Annotated in this window: 24 protein-coding genes; 8 read left to right on the top strand and 16 right to left on the bottom strand. The window is 61.5% G+C overall.

What is annotated here, in order from left to right:
• The 7 genes from ASD52_RS21030 to ASD52_RS21000 all read left to right on the top strand — a co-directional run.
• On the top strand, positions 1-576 hold a 576-nt coding region (locus ASD52_RS21030; protein ID WP_057225455.1), incomplete at its 5' end, for a VCBS domain-containing protein.
• Positions 577-611: 35 nt separating this feature from the next.
• Positions 612-2954 carry a VCBS domain-containing protein gene (locus ASD52_RS21025; RefSeq protein WP_156613007.1) on the top strand — a complete coding sequence of 781 codons (2343 nt, stop codon included), beginning with the start codon at positions 612-614 and terminating at the stop codon, positions 2952-2954.
• Positions 2955-3031: 77 nt separating this feature from the next.
• Positions 3032-3397, top strand: coding sequence for a hypothetical protein (locus ASD52_RS21020; RefSeq protein ID WP_057221319.1), 366 nt, complete (start codon positions 3032-3034; stop codon positions 3395-3397).
• 86 nt (positions 3398-3483) lie between these two features.
• A complete protein-coding gene (locus tag ASD52_RS21015) occupies positions 3484-4626 on the top strand; it encodes an ABC transporter substrate-binding protein (protein ID WP_057221318.1) in 1143 nt (380 codons plus the stop codon).
• A 291-nt stretch (positions 4627-4917) separates the two neighbouring features.
• Positions 4918-5919, top strand: a complete 1002-nt coding sequence (gene nuoH, locus ASD52_RS21010) for an NADH-quinone oxidoreductase subunit NuoH (protein WP_057225452.1) — start codon at positions 4918-4920, stop codon at positions 5917-5919.
• Between the two features lie 10 nt (positions 5920-5929).
• On the top strand, positions 5930-6496 hold the full coding sequence (locus ASD52_RS21005) for an NADH-quinone oxidoreductase subunit I (protein WP_057221316.1): 567 nt from the start codon (positions 5930-5932) through the stop codon (positions 6494-6496).
• A 45-nt stretch (positions 6497-6541) separates the two neighbouring features.
• Positions 6542-6982, top strand: a complete 441-nt coding sequence (locus ASD52_RS21000; protein WP_057221315.1) for a CBS domain-containing protein — start codon at positions 6542-6544, stop codon at positions 6980-6982.
• 23 nt (positions 6983-7005) lie between these two features.
• On the opposite strand, the gene nuoG is transcribed toward ASD52_RS21000, so the two are convergent.
• The 16 genes from nuoG to ASD52_RS20920 all read right to left on the bottom strand — a co-directional run bounded on the left by nuoG (position 7006) and on the right by ASD52_RS20920 (position 23493).
• A complete protein-coding gene (nuoG, locus tag ASD52_RS20995) occupies positions 7006-9624 on the bottom strand; it encodes an NADH-quinone oxidoreductase subunit NuoG (protein WP_057225450.1) in 2619 nt (872 codons plus the stop codon).
• A gap of 30 nt (positions 9625-9654) precedes the next feature.
• Positions 9655-10920 (bottom strand): NADH-quinone oxidoreductase subunit NuoF, encoded by a 1266-nt coding sequence (gene nuoF, locus ASD52_RS20990; RefSeq protein WP_057221313.1) that lies wholly within the window; start codon positions 10918-10920, stop codon positions 9655-9657.
• A 4-nt stretch (positions 10921-10924) separates the two neighbouring features.
• Positions 10925-11437, bottom strand: a complete 513-nt coding sequence (gene nuoE / locus ASD52_RS20985; RefSeq protein ID WP_057217306.1) for an NADH-quinone oxidoreductase subunit NuoE — start codon at positions 11435-11437, stop codon at positions 10925-10927.
• Positions 11438-11454: 17 nt separating this feature from the next.
• A complete protein-coding gene (nuoD, locus tag ASD52_RS20980; RefSeq protein ID WP_057217308.1) occupies positions 11455-12669 on the bottom strand; it encodes an NADH dehydrogenase (quinone) subunit D in 1215 nt (404 codons plus the stop codon).
• A gap of 29 nt (positions 12670-12698) precedes the next feature.
• Positions 12699-13235 (bottom strand): NADH-quinone oxidoreductase subunit C, encoded by a 537-nt coding sequence (locus tag ASD52_RS20975; RefSeq protein WP_057221312.1) that lies wholly within the window; start codon positions 13233-13235, stop codon positions 12699-12701.
• Positions 13232-13735, bottom strand: coding sequence for an NADH-quinone oxidoreductase subunit B (locus ASD52_RS20970; protein ID WP_025431448.1), 504 nt, complete (start codon positions 13733-13735; stop codon positions 13232-13234). The genes ASD52_RS20975 and ASD52_RS20970 overlap by 4 nt, the downstream gene beginning before the upstream one ends.
• Positions 13723-14088, bottom strand: coding sequence for an NADH-quinone oxidoreductase subunit A (locus ASD52_RS20965; protein ID WP_025431449.1), 366 nt, complete (start codon positions 14086-14088; stop codon positions 13723-13725). Before ASD52_RS20965 ends, ASD52_RS20970 begins: the two co-directional genes overlap by 13 nt.
• 154 nt (positions 14089-14242) lie before the next feature.
• Positions 14243-15682: an NADH-quinone oxidoreductase subunit N gene (locus ASD52_RS20960; protein ID WP_057221311.1), complete on the bottom strand. Its 1440-nt coding sequence runs from the start codon at positions 15680-15682 to the stop codon at positions 14243-14245.
• Entirely contained in the window at positions 15679-17154 is a 1476-nt protein-coding gene (locus tag ASD52_RS20955) for an NADH-quinone oxidoreductase subunit M (RefSeq protein ID WP_057225448.1), read from the bottom strand. The genes ASD52_RS20960 and ASD52_RS20955 overlap by 4 nt, the downstream gene beginning before the upstream one ends.
• A gap of 8 nt (positions 17155-17162) precedes the next feature.
• A complete protein-coding gene (locus tag ASD52_RS20950; RefSeq protein ID WP_057225446.1) occupies positions 17163-18923 on the bottom strand; it encodes a Na(+)/H(+) antiporter subunit D in 1761 nt (586 codons plus the stop codon).
• Complete coding sequence (locus ASD52_RS20945) at positions 18916-19170, bottom strand: hypothetical protein (protein WP_057217318.1); 255 nt, start codon at positions 19168-19170, stop codon at positions 18916-18918. The genes ASD52_RS20950 and ASD52_RS20945 overlap by 8 nt, the downstream gene beginning before the upstream one ends.
• Positions 19167-20630 (bottom strand): monovalent cation/H+ antiporter subunit D family protein, encoded by a 1464-nt coding sequence (locus ASD52_RS20940; protein WP_025431454.1) that lies wholly within the window; start codon positions 20628-20630, stop codon positions 19167-19169. Before ASD52_RS20940 ends, ASD52_RS20945 begins: the two co-directional genes overlap by 4 nt.
• 4 nt (positions 20631-20634) lie before the next feature.
• Positions 20635-20937 carry an NADH-quinone oxidoreductase subunit NuoK gene (gene nuoK / locus ASD52_RS20935; protein WP_025431455.1) on the bottom strand — a complete coding sequence of 101 codons (303 nt, stop codon included), beginning with the start codon at positions 20935-20937 and terminating at the stop codon, positions 20635-20637.
• On the bottom strand, positions 20937-21437 hold the full coding sequence (locus ASD52_RS20930) for an NADH-quinone oxidoreductase subunit J (RefSeq protein ID WP_025431456.1): 501 nt from the start codon (positions 21435-21437) through the stop codon (positions 20937-20939). Before ASD52_RS20930 ends, nuoK begins: the two co-directional genes overlap by 1 nt.
• 260 nt (positions 21438-21697) lie before the next feature.
• Complete coding sequence (locus ASD52_RS20925; protein WP_057221347.1) at positions 21698-22096, bottom strand: hypothetical protein; 399 nt, start codon at positions 22094-22096, stop codon at positions 21698-21700.
• A gap of 44 nt (positions 22097-22140) precedes the next feature.
• Entirely contained in the window at positions 22141-23493 is a 1353-nt protein-coding gene (locus ASD52_RS20920) for an MFS transporter (protein WP_057221308.1), read from the bottom strand.
• A 20-nt stretch (positions 23494-23513) separates the two neighbouring features.
• Between ASD52_RS20920 and ASD52_RS20915 the strand changes: the two genes are divergently transcribed.
• Positions 23514-24518 carry a LysR family transcriptional regulator gene (locus ASD52_RS20915; RefSeq protein WP_200954067.1) on the top strand — a complete coding sequence of 335 codons (1005 nt, stop codon included), beginning with the start codon at positions 23514-23516 and terminating at the stop codon, positions 24516-24518.
• The last annotated feature ends 820 nt before the right edge of the window (positions 24519-25338 follow it).

The raw sequence follows: 25338 nt of genomic DNA, 5'->3' as shown, positions 1-25338 counted from the left end.
ATCGGTGCGGCCTCGACGATCACCGGTTCGGTGACCGAGACGGGTCTTGCAACCGACGACACGACACCGGTGACCGGTCCGCTGACGGCGACGGGCACGATGGTATCGAGCGAYGTCGACACCGGCGCGACGGCGACCTGGAGCGGCAGTGCCGGCGGCACYTTCGGCGGCTTCGCGATCACCGCGGCCGGGGTCTGGACCTACACGCTCAATGATGCGGTGGCCAACAGCCTGGCCGARGGCGAGACCCGCACCGAGAGCTTTGTCGTCACCGTYACCGACGACAAGGGCGCGATCGACACCGAGACSGTGACGATCACCATCAACGGCACCAACGATGCACCGGTAATCGGTGCGGCCTCGACGATCACCGGTTCGGTGACCGAGACGGGTCTTGCAACCGACGACACGACACCGGTGACCGGTCCGCTGACGGCGACGGGCACGATGGTATCGAGCGACGTCGACACCGGCGCGACGGCGACCTGGAGCGGCAGTGCCGGCGGCACYTTCGGCGGCTTCGCGATCACCGCGGCCGGGGTATCGGTGCGGCCTCGACGATCACCGGTTCGGTGACCGAGACGGGTCTTGCAACCGACGACACGACACCGGTGACCGGTCCGCTGACGGCGACGGGCACGATGGTATCGAGCGATGTCGACACCGGCGCGACGGCGACCTGGAGCGGCAGTGCCGGCGGCACCTTCGGCGGCTTCGCGATCACCGCGGCCGGGGTCTGGACCTACACGCTCAATGATGCGGTGGCCAACAGCCTGGCCGAAGGCGAGACCCGCACCGAGAGCTTTGTCGTCACCGTCACCGACGACAAGGGCGCGATCGACACCGAGACSGTGACGATCACCATCAACGGCACCAACGATGCACCTATTCTCACTGCCGATGGTGCCGGTTCCGTAACGGAAGACGTAAGCGTTGTTGCCGGAAAGCTCAGCGATAGCGGCAGCTTGAACTATACGGACGTGGACATCGGCGACACGCATACGGTGACGAATACGCTTGTCGGAGCACCCGTGTGGTCAGCTGGCAATCTTTCGACAGTCCTGAGCGCGGCCCAGATCGCCGAGCTGACGAGTAATTTCACGACCTCCGGTTCTGCCTGGAACTACAACGTCTCGAATGCGCTGGTGCAGTTCCTCGACAGCGGCGAAACGATCACGTTCTCCTACAATGTCGCCGTTACCGACGACAAAGGCGCGGCCGACACCGAGACAGTGACGATCACCATCAACGGGGCCAACGACGCACCGGTGGTCGCCAGCACAAGCGTATGGCTGCCGAGTGACCCTGCTCAGCAGACGCCCGGATTTACCAACGGCTATCCGCTGCAGGTGTCCGTGCCGACGGATGTCGATGGTGAAAATGTAACCGTCACCGCGACCAACGCCCCTGCTGGCGTCTATTACTTCAACGGCAGCAGCTATGTCGCCGTCACAAGCAGCACGGTGCTCTACAACTCCGCAGCGGGCGTCAATCTGCTTGATGATCTCGTCTACAGGCCAACTTCTACGGCAAACGACACCGTCACCAACATCTTGAATTTGGCGGCGAGCGACGGGACCGCAACGACGACCTATTCCGTGTCGATCAACGAGGTGCCACCGAACCGACTTCCAGCCACCGACGTGACCGTCGGTGACGGCAGCGGCCCATTGAACTCGGGGAACACCTTCACCTCGCAACTCGTGTTGTCTCAAGGTGTGGCCGACGGCATCAATGCAAATCTGTCTGGTTCGACGATCCGAGTTCTGACTGATTTTCAACGGGCCCCCTTCGACTCGCCGATACCGACGACTGAGCAGAATCCTGACGGATTTAATGGGAACAGTGCCGGAACCGCGCGCGAGAGGGAGCTGCAGGTCGAACTGTGGATCGGCACTAACAAGTTCGTCGTAGTCGAAGCCGACACAACGACCGCGAAATTCGAGCAGAGTTGGTCTTTCGACTCGGCAACCGGCAGCATGGCGGCGACCGCAAACTATTCGAGTATCTATCTACTCAATAGCTCCGGCGTTCCGACGGCAACGACCCTGGCGGATTTCCTTGCACTCAATCCTGCCCACGCGAACGATCAATGGACAGTGAGTTACTTCGACAGCACGGGGGGCAACTTCCAGGCGCGGTTCGCCAAGTTTGAGTTTTACTACAACGACCCCGGCGACGCTGGCATCGTAGTGGTAGGCGACAATGCCAAGGAAAACCTCATCTACGGCACCTCGGGCAACGACAACCTGACAGGCGGGGCTCTCGACGACACCATCATCGGCCGTGGCGGAAACGACGTGCTCAGCGGCGGCGGCGGCCACGACACACTGAAGGGCGGTGCGGGCAACGATACGATCGATGGCGGCGCTGGCACCGATCTGCTCGACTTGTCTGATGCTACAGGGGGCCTGACCCTTACACTCGTGCAAAGCAGCAGCAACACGACCATGAACCTAACGAGTGCGGGCCTAGGAACCGACATTTGCAGGAATATCGAGGGTCTGATCGGCTCGGACTTCAATGACAGTATCACCGGCAGCACCTCCAACGACCAACTCTATGGCGGCGGAGGCTTAGATACGATACGTGGTGGCACCGGTTCAGACACCATGACTGGCGGCGCCGGCGGCGATACCTTCGTGATTGGCTCCGACTCCGTGCAGCTTAGTATCGACGACGTCATAACCGACTACTACTACGGCGAGGGCGACACCGTCGACCTGTCCGACCTGCTGGGCAACCTACCATCGGGAACGAACCTCGACGGCAATTTTGTCCAGGTCGTTCAGGATGGCCAGAGTGCCAACCTGCAGGTCGACACGGACGGCAGTGCAGGCAATGCTTCGGGTTGGCACACGGTCGCCGTACTGGAAGATTTCCAGGTGTCAACCGAGGTGGTGAAGGTCCTGTTCAACGAAAACGGTGCGCCGAAGACACAAGACGTTCCTTAAACGCAAAGTCGATCTCGACAGTTCCGCGGTTCTCGGCAATCATCCGGGAACCGCAGTTTCCAGGGGGAATCTTTTTCATGATCAGAAGCATGCTGGCGGGCGCGATTGTCGCTCTAATGCCCTTTTCAGGGTTCGCGGCCGATCTCATCGTCGACTATGCGCCGGTTGCCAGACAGTGCACCGAGCTTAGCCAATCCTCGCTGACAGTCGAGGAGAACGTCGCCACGTTGACGAAGGAGGTCGTGTCGCGCATGGACGAGGCGATCGCTGTTGCCGACGATCCGCGCTGGATTTTCTCGACGCGCCCCGCTTTCGTTTGGGCGTCCGAAACCAAGGTCGCTTGTGGCAAGGCCTACGGTTACCTTCGAGCCAATTGGCGCGACGAGGACTATCTCACCAAGTGCGATTGCTTCCACGCCAAAATGCGTCGCTTCATGAACTGAAACAGGCGGTTTGATCGTCAATGTCTCGCGCTGTCATTTCATCAGCAACGTGTGTGTCGCCTCGTCGGCAATGGCTAACCCTTTGCATGTTCGCGCTCGGGGTGCTTGCCGGCTGCCAGGGCACCCCCACCCCTCAAGACGTGCTCGACGTGGAATCACCGCAGGCGATGCATGCCCGGCGCGCGGCAGAACATGCGGCGAAACCGCAGGAAACCTTCGGCAGCGGCGCGACCCGGATCGCCCTCATCACGGCCCTCATGTCGCCGACCGGAGAAACGGTGCGCGAACGTGACATCCGGGATGGCGCGTCGCTCGCCGTGGATGAGGTTGGCGGTGGCCAGCTCTCGCTACTGGTCGAGAATACCGACGGCTCACCACAGCAGACCCAGGACGCGGCGAAACGGCTCGCCAGCCAAAACGTCGCGCTCGTTGCCGTATCCGTCGCCGATGTGCCTGTCAGCACCGTCCGCCAGGGCCTCGGCAATGCCCGGGCCCCACTGCTGGTGTTACGCGACAACGGCGCCGAGCGGCCGACAGGCACCTTCGCCTTCGTATCCGACCGCATCGACAGCGCCGTCGAGGGCGCGTCATACGCGGTGGCTTCCGGCCATAAGCGGTTTGTCGTGCTTTTGCCGAGCGATGTCTCTGCCGCCGAGCGGCAAAGGCTCGAGCGCGAGCTTGCCGGCTATGGCATCAAGCCGATCCTCGTTGCTTTGACAGGAGGGACCGCGTTTTCCGCCGACGCGGCCACCAAGGCCAAGCTGAAGGACGTCGATGCAGTGATCCTGGTCGGTGCTGGAGACTCCGACGTCGGCGCGTTGTCGCAACTCAAGGCCAACGGTTATCTGAAACCAAACGCGATGGTCGTTGGAAGCTCCGGCTGGAGCGCTGCCGCCTACAGGCGCCCAGAGCTTTCCGGAAGTCATCTCTGTCTCTTCGGTCCGGAGAACGGTTCGCGGATGACGTCGCGCTATCTCGACCGCTACGAGCGTGCTGCCAGCCCCGACGCGGCCTATGGCTTCGACATCATTGCGCTTGCAGCCGGTCTCGTCCGTACCCAGGGTGAAGACGCCATCAACCAGGAGAACATCCGTTCTCCGAACGGCTTCATCGGCGCAGCGGCGGCATTCCGCTTCGAAAAGAACGGCACCGTGCGGCGGACCTGCGCAATCCATCAAGTTACGGGCGGAAGCGTGAAGCTCCTGGATCCGGCCCCACGCTCGTTTTGAGCCGGGCGACTGGACACTGTGCAAGCCCTGAGATCGACAACGAAAGGTTCGCCCACGGCAATGGCGGCCTCGCGATTTGGTCGCGTGGGCATGCTTGCGCTGAGACTTATAAGAATCAGCTGAGTTCAAGTTTTGAATGAAGTCGTTTGCGCCAAACGCGCAATAGATGCGGAAATGATTTTCGCTTTGCAAGTAATGCATCACCGCTGTACCGTAATACTGGCATTCAACGTATAGCTGGAGCCAACGTCCGGGCGTCGTTTCAACCCGATGAATAAGTAGCCGCCGATCATGGAACTTATCGTCGCTCTTGGCCTGATCGTCTTCAAGGTCGCATTTCTAATTGCGATCCTGCTACTGCTGCCCTTGCCGCTGACCTGGGTGGAGCGCAAGGTCGCGGGTCACATCCAGCAGCGTATGGGGCCAATGCGCGTGGGTTGGCACGGGCTGCTACAGCCGCTGGCGGACGGTATCAAGCTGCTAACCAAAGAGGATCATATCCCGGCCGAGGCCGATCGCTTCCTCTTCAAACTGGCGCCGATCCTGGCGCTTGCCCCACCCTTCGTGGTGTTCGTCGCGATCCCCTTCGGCGAAACCGTCTCGGTTCTCGGCACCGAAATTACGCTCTACGTCTCCAATATAAATGTGGGGCTGCTTTTCGTTTTCGCGGTGATCGGGATCGAGGTCTACGGCGTCATCTTCGGCGGCTGGGCCGCCAACAGCAAATATGCTGTCCTGGGCAGCCTCAGGACCTGCGCGCAGATGATCAGCTACGAGATCCCGATGGGGTTCGCGGTCATCGGCGTGGTCATGCTGGCGCAATCCATGAGCCTGCTCGAGATCGTCCGGGCGCAAGCCGATGTCTGGAACATCGTCTACCAACCCGTCGGTTTCTTCGTGTTCTTCGTCGCCGGCCTGGCCGAAGCGCAGCGCATTCCCTTCGACTTGGCGGAAGCGGAAGGCGATTTGGGGGCCGGGTTCCACACCGAGTACAGCGGCATCCGCTTTGCATTCTTCATGGTCAGCGAATACGCCATTGTGTTGCTGGTGTCGGTGCTGGTGGTGATCCTGTTCTTCGGCGGTTGGAACGGCGTGCTGCTTCCCTTGCCGCCGCTTCTCTGGTTTGCGCTCAAGGTCGCCTTCTTCATCTATGTATTCATATGGTTCCGCTTCACTTTCCCACGCTATCGCTACGACCAGTTGATGGCGATCGGATGGAAAGTCTTGCTTCCTCTTTCGATGGCGAACATAATTATAACCGGTGTTCTTTTGGGAGCCGCAGCGGCTCCGTAGCGGGGCGGCGATGTCGCACGCAGGAAACAGAGTTGGAACTTGGATCGGCTGGGTGTTCTTCGCCGATCTAGCGAACGCTTTGGCTCTGACATTCGGCTACATGTTCTCCAAATCCGTGACCATGCAGTATCCGGACAAGGAAAAATGGTTGCCTTATGCGCGTTACCGCGGGCACCATTTCCTGAAGCGCGACGACCAGGGCGAGATTAAATGCGTGGCCTGTGAACTCTGCGCGCGGATCTGTCCCTGCTACTGCATCGAAGTCGTTCCCTACGAAGACGAGAAGGGCAACCGTCGGCCAGCAAAATTTGAGATCGACACGGCCCGATGCCTATTCTGCGGGTTGTGCGAGGACGCTTGCCCAGCGGACGCGATCGCGCTTGGCCAGCAATACGAATTCTCGAGTTTTTCCTCGCCCGACCTGGTGATCGGGCGTGACGATCTGCTTGCCAAGCCGGGCAAAGCGATGACCGGCGGCGGTGTGGTCGCGGCGCACCTGAACACCGACGGGGACGTTCTGGTCGAGACGAGCGAACTGCAGGGGTACAACTGGTGGCGGAATATCCGGCGAACGTGAACGCGCGTCCGCCGCCAAGCCGGAACGCGTAGACAGGAGGCTCAGATGCATATCTGCCAAATTTTGAAAACCAAGTCTCCCAACCTCATCTCGGTTACGCCGGATCAGACGATGGAAGAAGTCCTGCGGCTGTTTCGGGCGAACAATATCGGCTTCGTAGTCGTCAGCCGTTCTCCCGGGGAATGCCTGGGCACAGTGTCAGAGCGGGACTGCTGCTATGCAGTGGCTGAATACGGAACCGGGGCGCCCACTATGCGGGTCGCCGACATCATGAACCGCAATGTGGCGACGTGCTCAACAGAGGATTTGCTGCCCTATGTGATGGCCATCATGACCAATTGGCGCACGCGCCATGTGTTGGTCATGGACGGAGGCGCGCCTGCCGGCGTGGTGAGCATCGGCGACGTAGTCAAGCACCGGCTCGAAGAAGCGCTGCGCAATGAACAGGCACTGCACGACTACATTGCCGGCACCGCCTATCACTGAGGGCGCAAACCGGGGAGCGGGAATTAGGGTGGACTGCCCGGAAGCTCGGCAATGCCTCGGCCGGGATTTTCAGTTGCTGCCCCGGCTCCCGCCGCCGAATCGAAGGCGGCGCGCACCTTTTCAACCTCCACCGGACAAGGGTATTCGCCCTGCCGCATCAGGCTGTTGAGACGCAGGTCTCGGTAATTTTCCGGCACGAACACGAGCCCGCTGGGAAAGTGCCTGTTGATCTTGAGCTGCGCTGTCAGTTCGCCCTGGGTGGATCGCACGACCACGTGATCGCCATCCGCAACACCAAGTTGCGCCGCATCGCGCTCGCTCATCTCGACATATGGCTCGGCAGCAACCGTATTCAGGATCGCGGAGCGTTCAGAAAGATATCCGTTGTGGAACAGGCAGTTGCCGGTAATCAGCATGAGCCGGTCGCCGGCATTCGGAATGGCAGGCGGCGGCGCGAGGAACTCATCAGCCGGCGGTGTCGGCACCGATCGGGTAAATGCTCCGTCAATGCCAAGCCCGTTCAGCGTCAGCCCCTGATAGGCCGGTACCAGTTGGGTCATCTCGTCGAAGATTTCGGCTTGCGTTGACGACCGCAACTGCTGATTTCGAAGCGCCGCGACGAAGTCGAGGATCGCCAGATTGCCCCGCGTCTCGAAGGCGGCTTCGCGGAACTTGCAGACTTTCTGGGTCCGGCCCTCATTGCTGGTGAAGGTACCGGATTCTTCGCCGTAACTCGCTGCGGGCAGCACCACATCGGCAAGCCCCACCGTATCTGTGAGGAATGCGTCCTGTACGATCAGCAGGTCAGCGGCGCCAAGCGCCCGCGTCACGCGTTTCCGGTCGGGGTAGCTCATCACTGGGTCGCTTCCAACGATATAGAGCGCGCCCATCCGCCCGCCATCGCAGATCTCAAGCATGGCCCCGAAATCTGCGCCTGGCTCAGGCGGGATCGCGGTGCCCCAGGCCCGTTCGAGAGTTGCGCGCGCAGCAGCATCGGTGACGGCACGCAGTCCTGGTAGCGCTGCCGGCAGAACCCCCATGTCCCAGGCGCCCAGCTGGTTGGCACGGTCGAACAGGAATTGCATCGCCAGGTCCTTGCCAAGGGCACGGAGGAGCCGCAGCAGCTTGTTGATCTGTTGTAATGCTGCGCGCGCAAGCGTTGATCTCAGGAGGTCGACGCTGACCAGAACGGTGACGCTGCCACTGTCCAGCAGCGCAGCAGCGAGGCGGTCCGCCCCGTCACCATCGGTTGCGCCCAGCCTGCCGGTTGGTGTGCCGATATCCGCGGGAACTTCGCCCGGCACGGCCTGACCGGCCGCCGCAACGAGACCGTCCACGACCGCGGCAAGGCCGGCCGCCTCACCGCCGGGAGGAACGCGAATGACCGCCCGGGCATCGGCGTCCAGACGGGATGGCCGCGCCGAGAGCATAAGCAAGTCGGTCTGCCGTCGCCGCGCGCAGTCGCGCAACAGATATTCGGTGACCGGGTTTTCCTCGGTCACGTTGCCACCGACAACAAGCACGGAGTCGTTGCCGATCACGTCCTGCAATGGCGCCCGTGTGTAGAAACTCGCCAGCAATGGGCCAAGCGCATCGGAAGGTGTGGCCCAACGCGACCCGCAGTCTATGTTGTTGGTGCGGAACACCGTGCGCATCACTTTCTGGAACTGGTAAAGAACCTCGTTGGGAAGGCGCGGCGAGGCCAGCCCGCCCGCGACCTTTCCCTCGACGGCCGAGAACCGCCGCTGCAGATAGTTCCCCGCTTCTTCCCAGGAAACCGGGACGAGGGCGCCATCACGACGGACCATCGGCCGTTTGATCCGGTCCCGGCTCCCGACGAAATCGAGGCCGAAGCGCCCCCGCACGCAAAGGGTTTCGCGGTTGACCCCATGCTCCTGCTTCGAGCGGACCCGCATGAACTCGCCCTTGCGCGTGCCGACGGTCAGCTGGCAGCCAGTGCCGCAATGCGGGCAGATCGTGTCGGTCTCGGCCAGATCCCAGGGCCGCGCCTTGTAGCGATAGGGAAAGCTCATCAGCGCACCGACCGGACAGACCTCGACGCAATTGCCGCATTGGTCGCAACTCGCGAGGCTGCCCTCGAAGCCGGTCACGGCGGTATCCATGCCTTTTTCAACCGTGCCCAAGGCGACGGCGCCGACCACTTCCTCGCACATCCGGACACAACGCTGGCACTGGATACAGCGGTTGACGTTCATGATGATGACCGGGCTGAGGCGGATGTCCTTGGAGTGAAACACACGTTTGGCATCACGGAACTGGCTTTCGCGGGGGCCGTACGCCATCACCAGGTCCTGAAGCTCGCATTCGCCGCCCTTGTCGCAGATCGGGCAATCGAGGGGATGGTTGGCGAGCAGCATGTCGAGCATGGAAGAGCGTGTTTCCTCGATCAGCGGCGTGTTTGCCCGCACCACCATGCCGTCTGTGACCGCGGTCGCGCATGCGGGTTGCAGCCGCCGCTGCCCTTCGATCTCCACCAGGCACATGCGGCAGGAGGCCAGCGCCGGCAGCCGCTTCAGGTAGCAGAAGGTCGGGATGTCGATGCCCAAACGCTCGGCGGCCTGCAGCACGGTCGAGCCTGCCTCCACTTCCAGTGTTTGTTCGTCTATCGTGATGCTAACCATTGCCTTCCTGCGGCCTTCTATTTGCGCTCCTCAGTGAAACGGGCACCTGCCCGCTTCGATATGGGCGACGAATTCATGCTCGAAATGCGTCAGCGCCGCCCGCAGCCCCATGGCCGCACCATCGCCCAGAGCACAGAACGTGTTGCCGAAAATGCCCTTGCAGAGTGCCTGCAGTTGTTCGAGGTCGCCCGGCGCCCCCTGCCCCGCCTCGACCCGGCGTAGCACTTTTACAACCCAGTTGAGCCCTTCGCGGCACGGGGTGCACTTGCCACAGGACTCATGGTGGAAGAATTCGATGATGCGGGTGGCGACCTTGACCATGCAGGTCGAGTCGTCGATTACGATGACCCCGGCCGAACCGAGCATTGAGCCGGCAGCCGCCAGCGAGTCGAAATCCATCCCAACGTCGAGCCCATGCTCCGGGATCACTGGCGCCGAGACGCCGCCTGGGATCACCGCCTTGATCTTGCGTCCAGGCAGCGGCCCGCCGGCGCGGTCCTCGACCAGTTCGCGCAGTGGTATGCCCATCGGCAGCTCGTAAAGGCCCGGTTTCCGCACCTGGCCACTGAGGCAGTAGAGCTTCGGACCGGGACTTTTGTCCGGACCGATGCTGCGGAACCAGTTCGGCCCTCGCGCCACGATATGCGGAACGCAGGCCAATGTTTCGACGTTGTTGATGACGGTCGGGCTGGCGTAGAGGCCTTCGACCGCCGGAAACGGCGGTTTCAAGCGCGGCTGCGCCCGCTTGCCTTCAAGCGAGTCGAGCATCGCTGTCTCCTCGCCGCAGATATAGGCACCGGCACCGCAATGGATATGCACGGCGAAATTGAAATCCGAGCCGAGAATGCGTTTTCCCAGATATCCCTTCGCATGCGCCTCGGCGAGCGCCTCCTCGAGCCGCCGGATCGCCAGCGCGTATTCCCCGCGGATGTAGACATAGGCGGTTTCAGCTCCGATCGCGTAGGCGCCGATGGCCATCCCCTCGATCAACTGGTGCGGATCGCGCTCCATGATGATCCGGTCCTTGAAGGTGCCCGGCTCGCCCTCATCAGCGTTGCAGCACAGGTATTTCGGCTTGCCGACGCGCTTCGGAACGAAGCTCCATTTCATTCCGGTTGGGAATCCGGCCCCGCCGCGACCACGCAGGTTGGATTCTTTGACAAGATCGATGATCTCGTCGGGCGTGTGTTCGCGAAGCGCCTTCGACAGCGCTTGGTAGCCACCGCCGGCCTCGTAGGTCGCGAGCTGATGGCCGTCCGGCACGCCCACATTCCTGAGAAGGACGGGTTCCATCATGACACTACTCTCCCGGCGGTGCTGTGGCGGCGGGATCGGCGCCGATCGCCTGCCCCGCCATCGCCCGCAGCCGTTCCAACAGCGCGTCGATCCGCGCAATGTCGAGGCCGCCGCAATAGTCGTCGCCGACCTGCATCACCGGGGCCATCTCGCAAGCACCGAGGCATTCGACGGTCGAGAGCGTGAATAGCCCATCCAGGGTCGTGCCGTCCTTTTTGATCCCCAGCACCGCTTCCAGGTGCCTCAGCAATTCCTCGGATCCACGCAGCATGCAGGAGACATTGTCGCAGAGTTGCAAGTGGAACATCCCCACCGGCTCGGTGCGGAAGAGCGTGTAGAACGTCGCCAGCTCGTAAACCCAGATCCGCTCGACGCCGAGGATGTCGGCGACCTCTTCCAACACGGGGCCCGGCAGATGGCCATGCTCCTTTTGCGCGATCAGAAGCGCGGGCATGATCGCCGAGCGCTGGTTCGGATAGCGCGCCGCCGCCACTTCGATCTTTTCGCGCATGTTCATCGCGTCCAAATCTCCCGTTACTTGTCCACCTCGGCCATCACCGGGTCGAGGCTGCCCAGAACGGCGATCATGTCGGCCAGGTAATGCGCATTGCTCGTCCCGAACAGGCCCTGGAGGTTGACGAACGACGGTGCCCGCACCTTCATGCGGAACGGTTTTTCCGAGCCGTCGCTGATGATGTAAAACCCGAGTTCGCCCTTTGGCGCCTCGATCGCCGAATAGACCTCGCCCTTCGGCACCTTGAAGCCATACGCCGACAGGTCGAAGTGCTGGATCAGGGCCTCCATCGAGCAATGCACCTTGTCCTTGTCCACCGGGAAAGCGATCGTCGGCATGTCGATCTGGAACGGCCCCTCGGGCATCTGCTCGAGGCATTGTTCGATGATGCGCATACTCTCGCGCATCTCCTCTACCCGACATTGCCAGCGCGCGTAACAATCGCCCTCTTCGCGGGTGATGACGTTGAAGTCGAGACGATCGTAGATCTCGTAAGGCTCGTCGCGGCGGATGTCCCAGTCGACGCCGGAGGCGCGCAGGTTGGGGCCGCTCAGGCCCAAATCGATGCCGTCTTCGGCGGTGATCACGCCGATTCCCTGCGTTCGCTTCAGGAACACCCGGTTGTTCTCGATCAGCCGTTCATAGTCGCGGATCCGGTTCGGGAAGATGTCGCAGAACTCCCTGATCTTGGGGAAAAAACCGTCGGGCAGGTCCTCGCGCACACCGCCGACCCGGCAGAAGGAGGTGTGCATCCGCGCGCCGCTGATCATCTCCAGCAAGTCCATGATCATTTCGCGCTCGCGCATGGCGTAGAGCAACGCGGTCATTGCCCCCAGATCCAGCGGCAGCGCGCCGGTGATCAGGAGATGACCGGAGATCCGCGCCAGTTCGGCCATCAGCACGCGGATATACTGCGCGCGGATCGGCGCTTTGATGCCCAGGAGCTTCTCCACCGCGAGCGCGAATGCCAGGTTGTTTGACGGTGGGCAGACGTAGTCGAGCCGATCGGTCAGCGGAAAAATCTGGGTGTAGGTGAAGCTCTCGGCCAGTTTTTCCGTGCCGCGATGGAGGTAGCCGATATGCGGGTCCACGCGAGCGACATATTCGCCGTCCAGCTCAAGGACGAGCCGCAGCACCCCATGCGTGCTGGGATGTTGTGGGCCGAGATTGAGGAGCACCTCCTTGGTGTCGAGCGCCTCGCCTTCCGGCCTGCTCAGTTCCGTGACTTCGGTCATCTCAAATTCCCGACGTGGAGCGGCCCCCCTTATGGAATGTCCTTGGTCGCGAGGTCGGGCTGTGTCGGCGGCGGGCCTTCGGCGCCAAACGGGTTCAGCTCGTCCTTGTAGCCCCGGAGCGGAAAGTCTTTGCGCTGAGGGAAGCCCTCGAACCCTTCCCACATGTAGATCCGCCGCAAGTCGGGGTGGCCCTCGAACCTTATCCCGTACATGTCCCAGGCTTCGCGCTCATGCCAATTGGCGGTCCGCCAGACGCCCGTCACCGACGGGACCCGCGGCGGATCGTCGAGGCGGCATTTGATGCGTACGCGCCATTTGTTCGGCAGCGAATAGAGGTGGTACACGGCCTCGTAGCGCGGCAACTCGGGGTAATGATCGACGCCGCAAATGTCCGACAGGAAATTGAACCGCAGCGCCGGGTGTTCCTTCAGAAACCGGCAAAGCTCGACGATCATGTCGGGCGGAGCGGCCAAGGCGTGAACGCCATGCGCGAAGCCAAGATCGTCGATCGCGTTGCCGAAGCGCTCCTTGATCAGGATGAGATCGAGGGGTGTCTCCACGCTCATGGCACCGCGATCCGGTCCAGAGGCGTCCCGGCCAGCGCTCGGGATTTCTTGATCTTCTCCTGAAGCAGGAGGATGCCATGCATCAGCGCCTCGGGCCGTGGCGGGCAGCCGGGAACATGCACGTCCACTGGCACGAAGGTCTCCGCTCCCTGCACCACGGCGTAGGTGTTGTAGACCCCGCCCGAGATTGCGCAGGTGCCCATTGCGATAACCCAGCGTGGTTCCGGCATCTGATCATAGAGCCGGCGTACGACGGGCGCGAATTTCCGGGTTATGGTACCGGCGATAATCATCACGTCGGACTGGCGCGGTGATGGCCGGAACACCACGCCGAACCGGTCGAGATCATAGCGGGCGCAACCCGCCGAAATCATCTCGATGGCGCAGCAGGCAATACCGAAGGTCTCGGGCCACAGCGCCGATTTTCGGCTCCAGTTGATAACGCTCTCGGCGGTGGTGAACAGCACGCTGTCGCGGATCGCATTGTTTACGCCTCCCATTCCAGCGCTCCCTTCAGCCAGGCGTAGGCGAAGCCCACAAGAAGCAGCACTATGAAGACGAACATCTCGACATAGCCGACCAGTCCGATGTCTTTCAGCACGACGGCCCAGGGAAAGAGGAACATCGTTTCGACATCGAAGACGACCAACAGGATTGCGAGAACAAAGAACTGCACCCGGAAGCGGCCTCCGGCAGCCTCGCCTGCCGGGTCCATGCCGCATTCGTAGGGCATGTTCTTCGCGGGATAAGGATTGGACGGACGCAGCAGCGAAGAGACAAACAGCGTCGCCCCCGCCACCAGAACAACTCCGGCGACCATGACAAGAACCGGGAGGAACTCCATCGCAGTCATATCGCGTTGCCCCGTTCACCCGCCGAGGGCTTTCCTCAGGCCGCGACCGACCCAATTCGGGACCGGTAATGCGTCGCCCAGGGAAGGGACTTGGGCTATCCTTTCTTGAACTTCCAGTTTATTCCCCCGGGCGGATCATTGCAAATCCAATCAATTAGCCCCCCAAAACCGAATGCTGGGCAAGCCTCAGAAACCACGCCGGGAATAGGCCGATGCCGATGGTGCCGACGGCGGTGAAGGCGAGCGTGACGCGGACCAAGGGCGTCAGTGCCGGCTCGAACGCCCGTTCCGGCTCCCGCATGTAGATCACCATGACGATGCGGATGTAAAAGTAGGCGGCGACGGCGCTCAGCAGCACTGCGATCACCGCCAGCATGACGAAACCGCGCTCAACGAGCGCGACCAGGACGTAGAACTTGGCGAAGAACCCAGCCGTCGGCGGAATACCGGCCAGCGAGAACAGATAGAGCAGCATCAGAAGCGCCAATCCGGGGCGTGACTTGGCGAAACCCGCGTAGTCTTCGATGATCTCGCCCGAGAAATCGCCGTTCCGCATCATGATGACGGTGGCGAAAATGCCGAGATTCATGAAAGAGTAGATCAACAGGTAGAGCATCACGCTGGCGATCCCGTCGGCGCCGCCAGCCACCACGCCGAAAATGGCGAACCCGGCATGGGCGATGCTCGAATAGGCCAGCAGTCGCTTGAAATTATCCTGCACCAGCGCCACGAAACTGCCGAGCGCCATCGTCACCACAGCAAGGACCGCGAGGATAATCCAAACGTCCGAGGTCGCGACCAGCGGATTGAGGAACACCCGCAGGATCACCGCGAACCCCGCCGCCTTGGGGCCTACCGACATGAAGGCCGTGATCGTCGTCGGTGCGCCTTCATAGACGTCCGGGATCCACATGTGAAAAGGCACCGCGCCGACCTTGAAGACCAGCCCCGAGACGATGAAGACCACAGCCAGCAGCAAGCCGGGGTCGAGCGGATCGCCGGTCACCGCCGCAGCCATCGCGTCCAATTGTGTGGTGCCGGTGAGCCCATAGACCAGTGAAACGCCGTACAGGAAAATCCCGGTCGAGACCGAGCCAAGGATCACGTATTTCAGCGCCGCTTCGTTCGACCGCTGCTCTCGCCGCAGGAAGCCGGTCAGCACATAGGTGCAGATCGCCATCAGTTCGACGCCGACATAGACCGACAGGAGGTCGGTCGCCGAGGCCATGATCATCATTCCTGAAAGCGCAAGAAGCAGCAGGACATAGTATTCGCTGCTGCCGATCCCTTCGGTCTCGGCATATCGCCGCGAAAGCAGGAATGTCAGAACGGTGGCGAGGTAGAACACGAATTTGAAGAAGACCGCGAAGCGGTCAGCGATGAACATGCCGGCATAGGCCGGCTGCGCCGCGCCGGCGAGCATGAGTGTCACAGAGGCGGCAATCAGCACGACCGCCACGGAAGCCCAGATGAGGAAAGGTTCCCTTCCCTTCCGCAGAAACTGTCCCAGGATCAGCAGGATGCAGGCCCCCGTGATCACCACGATCTCGGGCAGGCTCGCCAGCACCGACTGGAAGAGCGCGGCGGCGGTCATTGGCCGCTCCCCTTACTGTGCACCTGCATCAGCAGATGCTTCGCGGAGGCATCGATAATGTTGAGAAAGGGTTTCGGATAGAGCCCGACCCAAAGCACGAAGGCGGCCAGGGGCAGGATTGCGACCATCTCGCGGGCATTCACATCGCGTATGCTGAACCGGGCGCCGACGCTGGCCGGGCCAAGCGCGACTTTCCTGTACATGCCAAGCAGATAGGCCGCGCCCAGCAATGCGCCCAAAACAGCGGTCGCGCCGACGGCCAAGTCGGCCGCAAACCCGCCCGACAGCACGAGCAACTCCCCCACGAACGAATTCGTTCCCGGCAGCGCCATCGCCGACAGGACGAACAACGCAAGAAACGCGGTGTAGACCGGCGCCGCCTTCATCAACCCGCCATACTCCGCCATGCTGCGCGTGTGTGTCCGCTCGTAGATCAGACCGACGAGCAGGAACAACGCTCCCGTCGTTACGCCATGATTGAACATTTGCAGGATGCCGCCCTCAAGTCCGCGCAGGTTCAGCGCAAAAATCCCTAACGTCACGAAGCCCATGTGGCTGATGCTCGAATAGGCCACCAGCTTCTTCAGGTCGTCCTGCGCCAACGCAAGCAACCCGCCATAGACGATCGCAAGCGCCGAAAGTGCCATCATCAGCGTCGAATAGTGCACTGACGCTTCAGGCAGCATCGGCAGCGAGAACCGCAGGAATCCGTACGCACCCATTTTCAGGAGTACGCCCGCCAGGATGATACTGCCCGCCGTCGGCGCCTGCACATGGGCATCCGGCAGCCAGGTATGGACCGGAACCATGGGGACCTTGACCGCGAAGGCGATCAGGAAGGCGAAAAACAGCCAGGACTGGACCTGGAACGGCAAATCCTGCGCTGTCAGGGCGAGGATGTCGAAGGTCTTGCCGCCGTGGAAATAGAGCACGATGACACCGATCAGGAATAGGAGGCTTCCCGCCAGCGTGTAGAGGAAGAACTTGAACGCTGCATAGACCCGGCCTTCGCCGCCCCAGACGCCGATGATCAGGTACATCGGGATCAGCATCGCCTCCCAGAAGACGTAGAACAAGAACAGGTCGAGCGCGCAGAACACGCCCAGCATCAACGCCTGCATGGCCAGCAGGCTGACCATGAACTCCTTCACCTTGCGGTCGATCGCGGCCCAGGAGGCAAGCACGCAGATCCAGCCCAACAGCGCAGTCAGGAACACGAAGAGCGCGCTTATTCCGTCGATGCCGAGCGCATATGTGATCCCAAGCGCGGGCACCCAAGGGTGCCTCTCGATGAACTGCATCTCATGGGTAGTAGTGTCAAAGCTGGCCAACATGGCCAAGCAGAGAGCGAGGTCGAGGATGGTGACACCGAGTGCTGTCCACCGCACCGCATCGTCACGGCGCAGAAACATAAGAACCGCTGCCCCGGCGACGGGCGTGAATACGATGAGACTGAGTAGCGGGAATCCCATCGCGCCTCCTACCGCCACGCCACGGCGAAGAGGGCAACGGCTGCGATCACACCGACAATCATCGCCAGCACGTAGTGGGTCACGACGCCGGTCTGGAGCCGACGCAGCGCCGCGCCGCCGCGCAGGATCGAGCGGGCAACGCCGTTCACGATGGCGTCCACGCCGGTGAGATCGATCCGCAGTCCCGCCCGTGCTGCCCCATGCAGGAAGGGCAGCGCCGCGGTCTCGGACACGTCGCTCACCGCCTTCTCGTAGCGCGCCAGCGGTTTCTCGGCGATCCACATGAAGACCCGTGCGCCCTTGCGGTAGAACCAGTCAGTGTCGAGGCTGATCGTATTCTCGGGATCGAGCGCCTTGAGGAACAACACGAACCCCAACGCTGTAAACATCAGCACGCCGAGGCTCTCGGTGACATGGACGCCGGTGTAGGGTTCGAAGTCGACCGGATAGGGCAGCAGCGCATACAGCGCCTGGGGGAACACCCCGATCGCGATGCACAGCACCGCCGCCATGCCCATCGCGACCAGCATGTTGCCGGGCGGTTCGCGCGCCTCCAGCTTCTGATCCGTGCCGAAGAACATATAGTACGGGAGTTTTAGTCCGGTGTGCAGGAATGTCCCCGACGACGCCATCGTCAGCGCCAGCACCACCAGCGCCCGATGGTCCTGCCCGGCGGCGGCCACTACCATCGACTTGGTGACGAAGCCGGAGAAGAATGGAAATGCCGAAATCGCCAAGGCACCGACCATATAGAGCGCCACGGTCATCGGCATGGTTTTGTAGAGCCCACCAAGCTCGGTGAGCTTGCGACGGCCGGTGACGTAGATGACCGCCCCGGCCCCCATGAACAAAAGCGCCTTGTAGAGGATATGCGCGAAGGCATGGCCGGTTGCCCCGTTCACGGCCATCTCTGTGCCGATGCCGATGCCCGCCACCATGTAGCCCACCTGACTGACGATGTGATAGGCCAACAGTCGCCGGCAGTCGTTCTCCAGCACTGCGTAGATGACGCCGTAGAGCGCCATCGCGGTGCCGAGCCAGACCAGAAGCTCGGTGCCCGGAAACGCCCGCGCCAGCACGTAGACGGCGGTCTTGGTGGTGAAAGCGCTCATGAACACCGCCCCGGTGACGGTCGCCTCCGGATAGGCGTCGGTCAGCCAGGCGTTGAGCGGCGGCACCGCCGCGTTGAGCAGGAACCCGGCAAGTATCAGGTAGGCGCCGACGCCCATCCCACCCTCGATCGGACCAAAAAGCAGCGAGCCGGTGGCGAGCCCGTGGAGAATGATGCCGCCGAGCAGGGCAACCCCGCCGGTGATGTGGACCATGAGATAGCGAAAACCGGCGGCGATCGCCTGCCGGCTGCCCTGGGCGAAGACCAGATAGGCAGAGGCAAATGCCATGGCCTCCCAGAACAGGTATAGGGTCAGGTAGTCGCCGGCGAACACCACTCCGAGCGCGCTGCCGACGTAGACGAACGCTGCGACATGCTGGCCGGCGTGAGGCAGGTGCAGCGCGTAGACGGTTCCAATCAGCGCCATGATGGTGAAAACGGTGGCAAAGACGATGCTCAGCTTGTCGACCTTCGCGATCAGGACTTCCTGCCCGATGAATTGCATCTCGCCATAGCTGCCTGGCTGCATTGCAAGCACGGCGAGGATCGCCAGCGCCGGAACCAGCAGCAGATAGGCCTTGCGGATCGACCCATTGAGCAACGGGATCGGCAGCGCGCCGAGAATGAAGATCAGGCTCGGATGGATAAAGTCAATCATAGTAATCCTCGCGCCGCATGAGCCCACACTGGTGGCCGAGGAACTTAGAAACGAAAATCAAAACCATGCAGGAGCCGAAGCCGTAAACGGCAGACCAACCAGGCAGGCGGTCCCACAGGTATTCGGCGTGTTCGCGAGAAACCAGAAAGTCGGCGACGACGATCAGGGCAAGCACCAGATAGAACAATCGGCGGCGCTGCCTGGCATATTCTTCGTCACCAAAGAAGTTGACGACGCGCTTGATCATTTGACCACTCCGTCCGCCAGAGCGAGAAAATAGCCGGGAAAGATGCCCATCAGCACCGAAAGGATGGCGGTTGCGACTAGCGGGATCGTCATCATCGGAATTTCACGGACCGTCGCCGGGCTCTCCTGCACCTCCGTCCCGAAAAAGGCGACATAACTGACGGGCAGGAAGTAGGCGGCGTTCAGGACCGAACTCACCAACAGCACGATCAGGAATGCAATCTCCCCCGCCTCCACAGAGCCCAACGCCAGATACCACTTGCTGACGAAGCCCGCGGTCGGCGGCACCCCGATCATGCTGAGCGAGCCGACAAAGAATGCCCCCATCGTCCAGGGCAGCCTACGGCCGATACCGGCCATGTCGCTGATGTTCCTTTTGCCAGACGCGCAATAGATCGACCCGGCGCAGAAAAAGAGTGTGATTTTCGAGAAGGCATGCGCGGCAATGTGGATAATCCCGCCGACCATTGCGACCGGCGACAACAGAACCACGCCCAGCACGATATAGGACAGTTGGCTCACCGTCGAATAGGCGAGCCTGGCCTTCAGATCGTCCCGGGTCAGGGCGTAGACCGACGCCATCAGGATGGTGAACGAGACCAGATAGGCCGTGGCTGTGCCGAGGCCCAGTTCGCCGACCAGCCCGACACCAAAGACGTGGAACACCACGCGCAGCACGCAGAATACGCCCATCTTGACCACCGCCACCGCATGCAAGAGCGCGCTGACTGGTGTCGGCGCCACCATCGCGGCAGGCAGCCATGCGTGCACCGGCATCACGGCGGCCTTGGCAAAGCCGAAAAGATAGCAGAAATAGACGACCGTCAGCAGCGCCGCCGATGCATCGGCCCCTGCCAGCAGTCCCCCCGCCACAAAGTCCAGCGACCCCGCAATGTGATAGGTCAGCGCCAGCGCGGCAAGCAGCACGCTTTTCGACGCGCCCATCAGATAGACGAGATACTTACGGCTGCCCTTCCATCCCTCTTCGTCCTCGTGGTGGTAGACGAGCGGATAGGTAACGAGGCTGAGTACCTCGTAGAAGATCACCAGCGTAAACAGATTGGCGGCGAAGGCGCCCCCGACGGCCGCTGCCAGGCTGGTGGCGAAACAGGCGAAGAACCGGGTCTGCGCATGCTCTTTCAGGTGCCGCATGTAGCCGATGGAATAGATCGCCGCCACGATCCATAGAAGTGACGATACTGTGGCAAAGACCATGCCGAGCGCATCGACGCGGAAAGCGAAGTCGATCCCCGGTAGTATCTCGAAAAGGCGCAAATCGACGGTCCCGCCCGCCAGTACTGTGGGCGCCATCGATGCGACAATCGCGAACAGGGCGATCGCGGCCAACGGCGAGACGATGTCGCGGAGTTTCTCGCGGTTGTTGAGAAGGACAACGGCCAGGGCCGCCAGAGCCGGGACGGCGACGGCAAGCAGCGGCCGGATCGTTGTCTCCGGGTCCAAGCCGCTATCCTTTCATCATGGTCACATCGTCGACCTTGAGGGTGGATTTGTTCCTCACAAGGGCGACTAAGATGCCCAGGGCGACGGCGACCTCCGCCGCAGTGATTGCGATGACGAAGATCGCGAAGATCTGCCCGCGGAAATCGCCGTACTGACGGCCGAAAGCGATGAAGTTGATGTTGACCGAATTGAGCAGCAGCTCCAGCGACATCAGCACAACCAGAATATTGCGTCTGAGCAAGACGCCCGCTGCTCCGATCACGAACAGGGCCACTCCGAGCAAAATATACCACCAGAGCGGAACCATTACCCCGACTCCTTCCGCGCCAGCACGATGGCGCCCACCAGGGCCGCCAGCAGGATCACGGAGGCGGCTTCAAACGGCAGGAGATAGTCGGAGAAAAGCGTCGTGCTGAGCTGTCTGATCGCGTCGCCATCGCGCGTCGCGACCGGTTCGACGACGGAAAAGCGGTCGCTCCGGAGCACCAGCACGAGCATCTCGATGCCGAGCAGGACGAGCAGCACGAGAGTTGGAAGGCTACCGCCGGGCAAGAACCGCTGCAAGACGGCTTCGCGCACGTCGATCATCATGATCACGAATAGGAACAGCACCATGATCGCGCCGACATAGACGAAAATCTGGATGACGGCGAGCAGCGGCGCCTCGAGCATGATGAAGATTGCGGAGATCTGCAGAAAACAAGCCATCAACGCCAATGCGCTGTGAACCGGATTCCGCGCCACGACGACCATCAGGGCCGCGACCACGGCCACCGTAGCGAACAGAAGAAAGAACCCCTGATCCATCGACGCCGCCCCTCGGGCGCGAACTGTCACTCGGCGAGACGGCCGGATTGGAGTAGCGCCGCACTTCAGATGCGTTCACAAATTGTGCCCTAGTATCGGATTTTTCACAAGATTATTGTCGGCGGCCGAGCGGGCTGCGCTGGTGCGGTCGTGGCGCGACAGCTTCCGAGGGCGTTAAGAAGCACCGGAAAACTGCACCGGAAGCGGCTAGAGGGCGACCCTTCGGAGAGGATAGTGCGCTAAGGGCATCGTAGAAGTGCCTAAGCCGCAATCGGCGTTTCATGCAGATGCCGCCATCGAAGCGAGCCATCCGCTGAAGTTTCCAAAACGACGGTCGAGCGTCTTGCGGTTTGAACCCCACCGGCATCCGCGTGCGTCTCGCGATAGGTGATGCAGGCTCCGCCCGACCATTCATGACTGATCTGCATCTCGTCGACCGTGATCCGCAGGCCCGGGCGTTTCCCGTGCAGGCGTCCGAACAATTCACCCAATCCCTCATTGCCGAGAGCGGTCCCTTGCATGGAAATCATGCGAAACTCAGGCGAGAAGCGTTCGAGCAGTTGCACCAGATCGGCAGGCCGAGCCGCCCCGATGAACCAGCGTTCGATCGTGACGTGCACATCGACAATCTCACGGAAGAATCTTTCAGTATCGGTCATGTTCGGCTCCTTGTCGGACATTGTGAAAGAATGGGCTCCGCGCGCTAATCGGCTCGCCGCAGGCGCAGAACGAAGGGCAGCGGAAACATGATCAGAACGGCAGCGATCACAAAACAGTAGCGGTAAGGCAGAGCGTCGTCCGCGCCGCCGCTCGTCGCGAGGAAAAGCCCCAGCAAGCCTCCCAGCACACTCGCACCGAGCGAGAAACTGAGCTGACGGTTGATGTTCCACAGCGCACTTGCCTCTGCCATCCGTTCCGTTCGAACCGCCGTAAAGGCTGCCGTCTGGGCCGTGCTCGTGCAAAGGCTCGCTCCGAAGCCCATTGCAACAAATGACGCGATCCTGACGGTGAACATTGTGGCGAATGGTGTGGCCAACAGCAGCACGCCAGCGCAGGTGACAGTCATGCCGACGAGAAAGAGCGAACGCGGGCCTCGGGACGCAAACAGCCGCCGCGTGGACATGATGGCAACGAAGGATGCGGCTGCCCATGGGAGCATAAGCATTCCCGTCTGCGTGGCCGTCAGACCAAGGCGGTCCTGCAAGTACAGGGAGGCGATCAGGTTTACGCCCGTGAAAACGCCAGGCACACACAGGTAGATGATGCTGCCAGTCCTGAGCATCGGATCGGAGAGCAGACGCAGATCAATCAGCGGTTCGCGCGAACGCAGCGCATGGCGGACATAGGCAGCGCCCGCGACAATCGCCAAGGCAAGGACAATCGCGGCATGAACGCCGCTTCCCGTCTGGCTAATGAGCGTCAGGCCAAGCGCAAGGCAACACAGGGTGATGGCGCTTAGCAGGAAACCTCGAATGTCGAGCGCCGGCTTCGTTTCCGCCAACCGATCGACCGGCGCCCAGGCAAGGGCCAATGCTGCTATCGCCGCTGCCAGTGGCGCAACGCCGATAAACACCCAGCGCCAGGACACATGATCGGCCGCGATCCCGCCGACAGCGGGTGAAAGCGCCGGCACCAGCAGCGCAACCGTCATGACCACGGCCGTCAGATGGGCGCGGTCTTCCGGCGGATAGGCGCGATAGGCCATGCCCTGGCCGACCGGCACGAGCAGTCCGCCGCCGAGACCCTGAACGAGCCGACAGGCGAGAAGCGTCGCAATCCCAGTGGCCGTACCCCCGCCGAAGCTTCCGACGGCCAAAATGAGCAGGGAGGCAATGAACACGCGGCGTTCGCCGATCCGGCGCGCAAGCCAGCTCCCCAGCGGAATGGCGACAGTCAGGCCGAGCATGTAGATCGTGCCGACCCAGGCGAGTTGCACCACCGATGCGCTCAGCTCCCGTTGCAACGCCGGCAGGGCGGTATTGAAGATGAACATACTTGCGAGATCGACGGCGAAACCGAGAAGATAGAGGGTGGCAATTCGGGAGCGGGCGGACAACGGTAAAACCCTCGATAGGAATGACGCCCGCAGGGTATTCCCTTTCATATCATCGAATAAGACGATACAATTCGACAACACTTGTCGATTTGATTTACCAATTGGAGTGCCTGATGGCGGTGAGTCTTGATCGCCTGACTGTTTTCCGAGCCGTCGTGCAAACAGGATCGTTCACAGCGGCTGCCAAGCAACTCAATCAGGCCAGAGCCGCAGTCAGTTTCAACGTCAAGCAGCTCGAAAGCGAATTGGGCGTCACGCTCCTTTATCGCACCACGCGCAGTCTTGCTCTTACCGATGCCGGCGAACGATTCTATGCACGCTGCCTGCGCATTCTCACGGAAGCCGATGAGGCGATTGCCGAAGCGCGCACGGAGCAAACGGTGCTGACCGGCAGCTTGCGCCTGACATCGACTGTTGAATATGGCGTTGCGGTGATCGCTCCAGCACTTCAGAAATTCACCACGCTGCATCCAGACCTCGACGTTCAGTTCGAAGCCTATCCGACGAATGTCGACCTCCTGCGCGACCGCTTTGACGTCGCCATCCGGCTGGGGCGCAACGAGCAATTCCAGACGTCGCCATATGCTGGTGTGCACCTGGGAACGTATCAGCTCAGGCCAGTCGCGTCGCCGGATATCCTCGCCCGCGTTGATGGAACTGTCGTTGGTACGCCCGAGATGCTGAGCGCGCTGCCGCACATCATCAATGCCACCGTCGACCATGTGAAGAGCTGGAGAATGTTCGACGAAGACGGGTGCGAATGCGCGTTCGAGGTGCCTCCTCAGTCCCGGCTACGTGCCAACAACGCATCGGTTGTCAAGGCGCTGGCAGTTGCCGGCACAGGCGTTGCACTTCTGCCTGACTGGTTCGTCGCACCAGAACTCGCCAAGGGCACGTTGGCCGACGCCCTGCCGTCCTATCGCTTCCCCGATCACCAGATTTACGCGATGCACCTGCCCATGCAGATGGTGCCGCAGAAAATCCGGGCCTGGCTGCGTTTCCTCAAGGATTATGTCCGTCGTTAATTTCCTGGCACGGCAAGGCGGACTTCTGCCCGGAAGTTCCCGACGTTGGCAATCGTCCGGCCCCGACGGTCACGGTAGCGGACAAGATACGGAGGATCGGTCAGGATGAAATCCACCGCCCCGCCCGGAAGGCGCTGAATCAAGGAGATGCAGTCGCCATAGAGGACAGTGTTGCAAACGGGGCGCATTACGCGTCGTCCTGTTTCCAGCAGCAAGCCATGCTCTGATGCTTCGGCTTTCAACCCAGTGGCCTGTGCCTTCTGGGCCTCACGTTACTCCGGCCCTGCTGGTCTCCCATATCGCTCACAGTCGCCGCTCAAGGACCTCAACCGTAATGTCCTGCCCGCGATAGAAAACACCCAAAAACCAAAACGTGCACCTCTTCGACTACAAAGGCGATGCTCACGCTCCGGCGGTAACCGATAATCCGAAGACCAGGAACAAGGCCAGTCCTCACGGTTCCCCGCTTGGGGAACGTTGCCAGTTCCGCAATGAACTGGCGTATACCGCTGATATAATTCCAAGCCATAACGGGCCCGGCTTTTTCGCCGCTGGCGAGCCAAGCGGGCGCTGCGAACCGGCAAGCGGTTCGTCGGACAACCCCTTCGGGTGTCTCGACGAGGCTCTAGAGCCTCGTTTCCGAGGTAGAGCGGCGGCTCCGCCGCTGTCTTCCCTTACGATCGCGATTAGCCCGACGGTGTAATGGCCTCATAAATCCCCGGACATGATCTCCCAATTAGTAAGTGAGCGAGGTAATGTGCCCCTATGACCAGCCGAAGGCGATCAATCGTCGAAAGGGCACATCAACGTGCGGACAAAT

It is taken from the genome of Ensifer sp. Root142, assembly GCF_001426785.1.
Lineage (GTDB): Bacteria > Pseudomonadota > Alphaproteobacteria > Rhizobiales > Rhizobiaceae > Ensifer > Ensifer canadensis.
The sequence above is the reverse complement of the archived record's forward strand: the minus strand, read 5'-3'. Positions and strand labels throughout refer to the sequence as shown.

Excerpts from the sequence above, each read along its gene's own strand:
- nuoE (WP_057217306.1), bottom strand. The coding sequence starts at position 11,437 with ATGAACATGCGCGAAAAGATCGAAGTGGCGGCGGCGCGCTATCCGAAC.
- nuoG (WP_057225450.1), bottom strand. The coding sequence starts at position 9,624 with ATGGTTAGCATCACGATAGACGAACAAACACTGGAAGTGGAGGCAGGC.
- nuoH (WP_057225452.1), top strand. The coding sequence starts at position 4,918 with ATGGAACTTATCGTCGCTCTTGGCCTGATCGTCTTCAAGGTCGCATTT.
- ASD52_RS20945 (WP_057217318.1), bottom strand. The coding sequence starts at position 19,170 with ATGATCAAGCGCGTCGTCAACTTCTTTGGTGACGAAGAATATGCCAGG.
- ASD52_RS20975 (WP_057221312.1), bottom strand. The coding sequence starts at position 13,235 with ATGAGCGTGGAGACACCCCTCGATCTCATCCTGATCAAGGAGCGCTTC.
- ASD52_RS20960 (WP_057221311.1), bottom strand. The coding sequence starts at position 15,682 with ATGACCGCCGCCGCGCTCTTCCAGTCGGTGCTGGCGAGCCTGCCCGAG.
- ASD52_RS20930 (WP_025431456.1), bottom strand. The coding sequence starts at position 21,437 with ATGGATCAGGGGTTCTTTCTTCTGTTCGCTACGGTGGCCGTGGTCGCG.
- ASD52_RS21005 (WP_057221316.1), top strand. The coding sequence starts at position 5,930 with ATGTCGCACGCAGGAAACAGAGTTGGAACTTGGATCGGCTGGGTGTTC.
- ASD52_RS20965 (WP_025431449.1), bottom strand. The coding sequence starts at position 14,088 with ATGACTGCGATGGAGTTCCTCCCGGTTCTTGTCATGGTCGCCGGAGTT.
- ASD52_RS20970 (WP_025431448.1), bottom strand. The coding sequence starts at position 13,735 with ATGGGAGGCGTAAACAATGCGATCCGCGACAGCGTGCTGTTCACCACC.
- ASD52_RS20955 (WP_057225448.1), bottom strand. The coding sequence starts at position 17,154 with ATGGGATTCCCGCTACTCAGTCTCATCGTATTCACGCCCGTCGCCGGG.
- ASD52_RS21020 (WP_057221319.1), top strand. The coding sequence starts at position 3,032 with ATGATCAGAAGCATGCTGGCGGGCGCGATTGTCGCTCTAATGCCCTTT.
- ASD52_RS20950 (WP_057225446.1), bottom strand. The coding sequence starts at position 18,923 with ATGATTGACTTTATCCATCCGAGCCTGATCTTCATTCTCGGCGCGCTG.
- ASD52_RS21000 (WP_057221315.1), top strand. The coding sequence starts at position 6,542 with ATGCATATCTGCCAAATTTTGAAAACCAAGTCTCCCAACCTCATCTCG.
- nuoK (WP_025431455.1), bottom strand. The coding sequence starts at position 20,937 with ATGGTTCCGCTCTGGTGGTATATTTTGCTCGGAGTGGCCCTGTTCGTG.
- nuoD (WP_057217308.1), bottom strand. The coding sequence starts at position 12,669 with ATGACCGAAGTCACGGAACTGAGCAGGCCGGAAGGCGAGGCGCTCGAC.
- ASD52_RS21015 (WP_057221318.1), top strand. The coding sequence starts at position 3,484 with ATGTTCGCGCTCGGGGTGCTTGCCGGCTGCCAGGGCACCCCCACCCCT.
- nuoF (WP_057221313.1), bottom strand. The coding sequence starts at position 10,920 with ATGATGGAACCCGTCCTTCTCAGGAATGTGGGCGTGCCGGACGGCCAT.
- ASD52_RS20915 (WP_200954067.1), top strand. The coding sequence starts at position 23,514 with ATGACGCCCGCAGGGTATTCCCTTTCATATCATCGAATAAGACGATAC.
- ASD52_RS20925 (WP_057221347.1), bottom strand. The coding sequence starts at position 22,096 with ATGACCGATACTGAAAGATTCTTCCGTGAGATTGTCGATGTGCACGTC.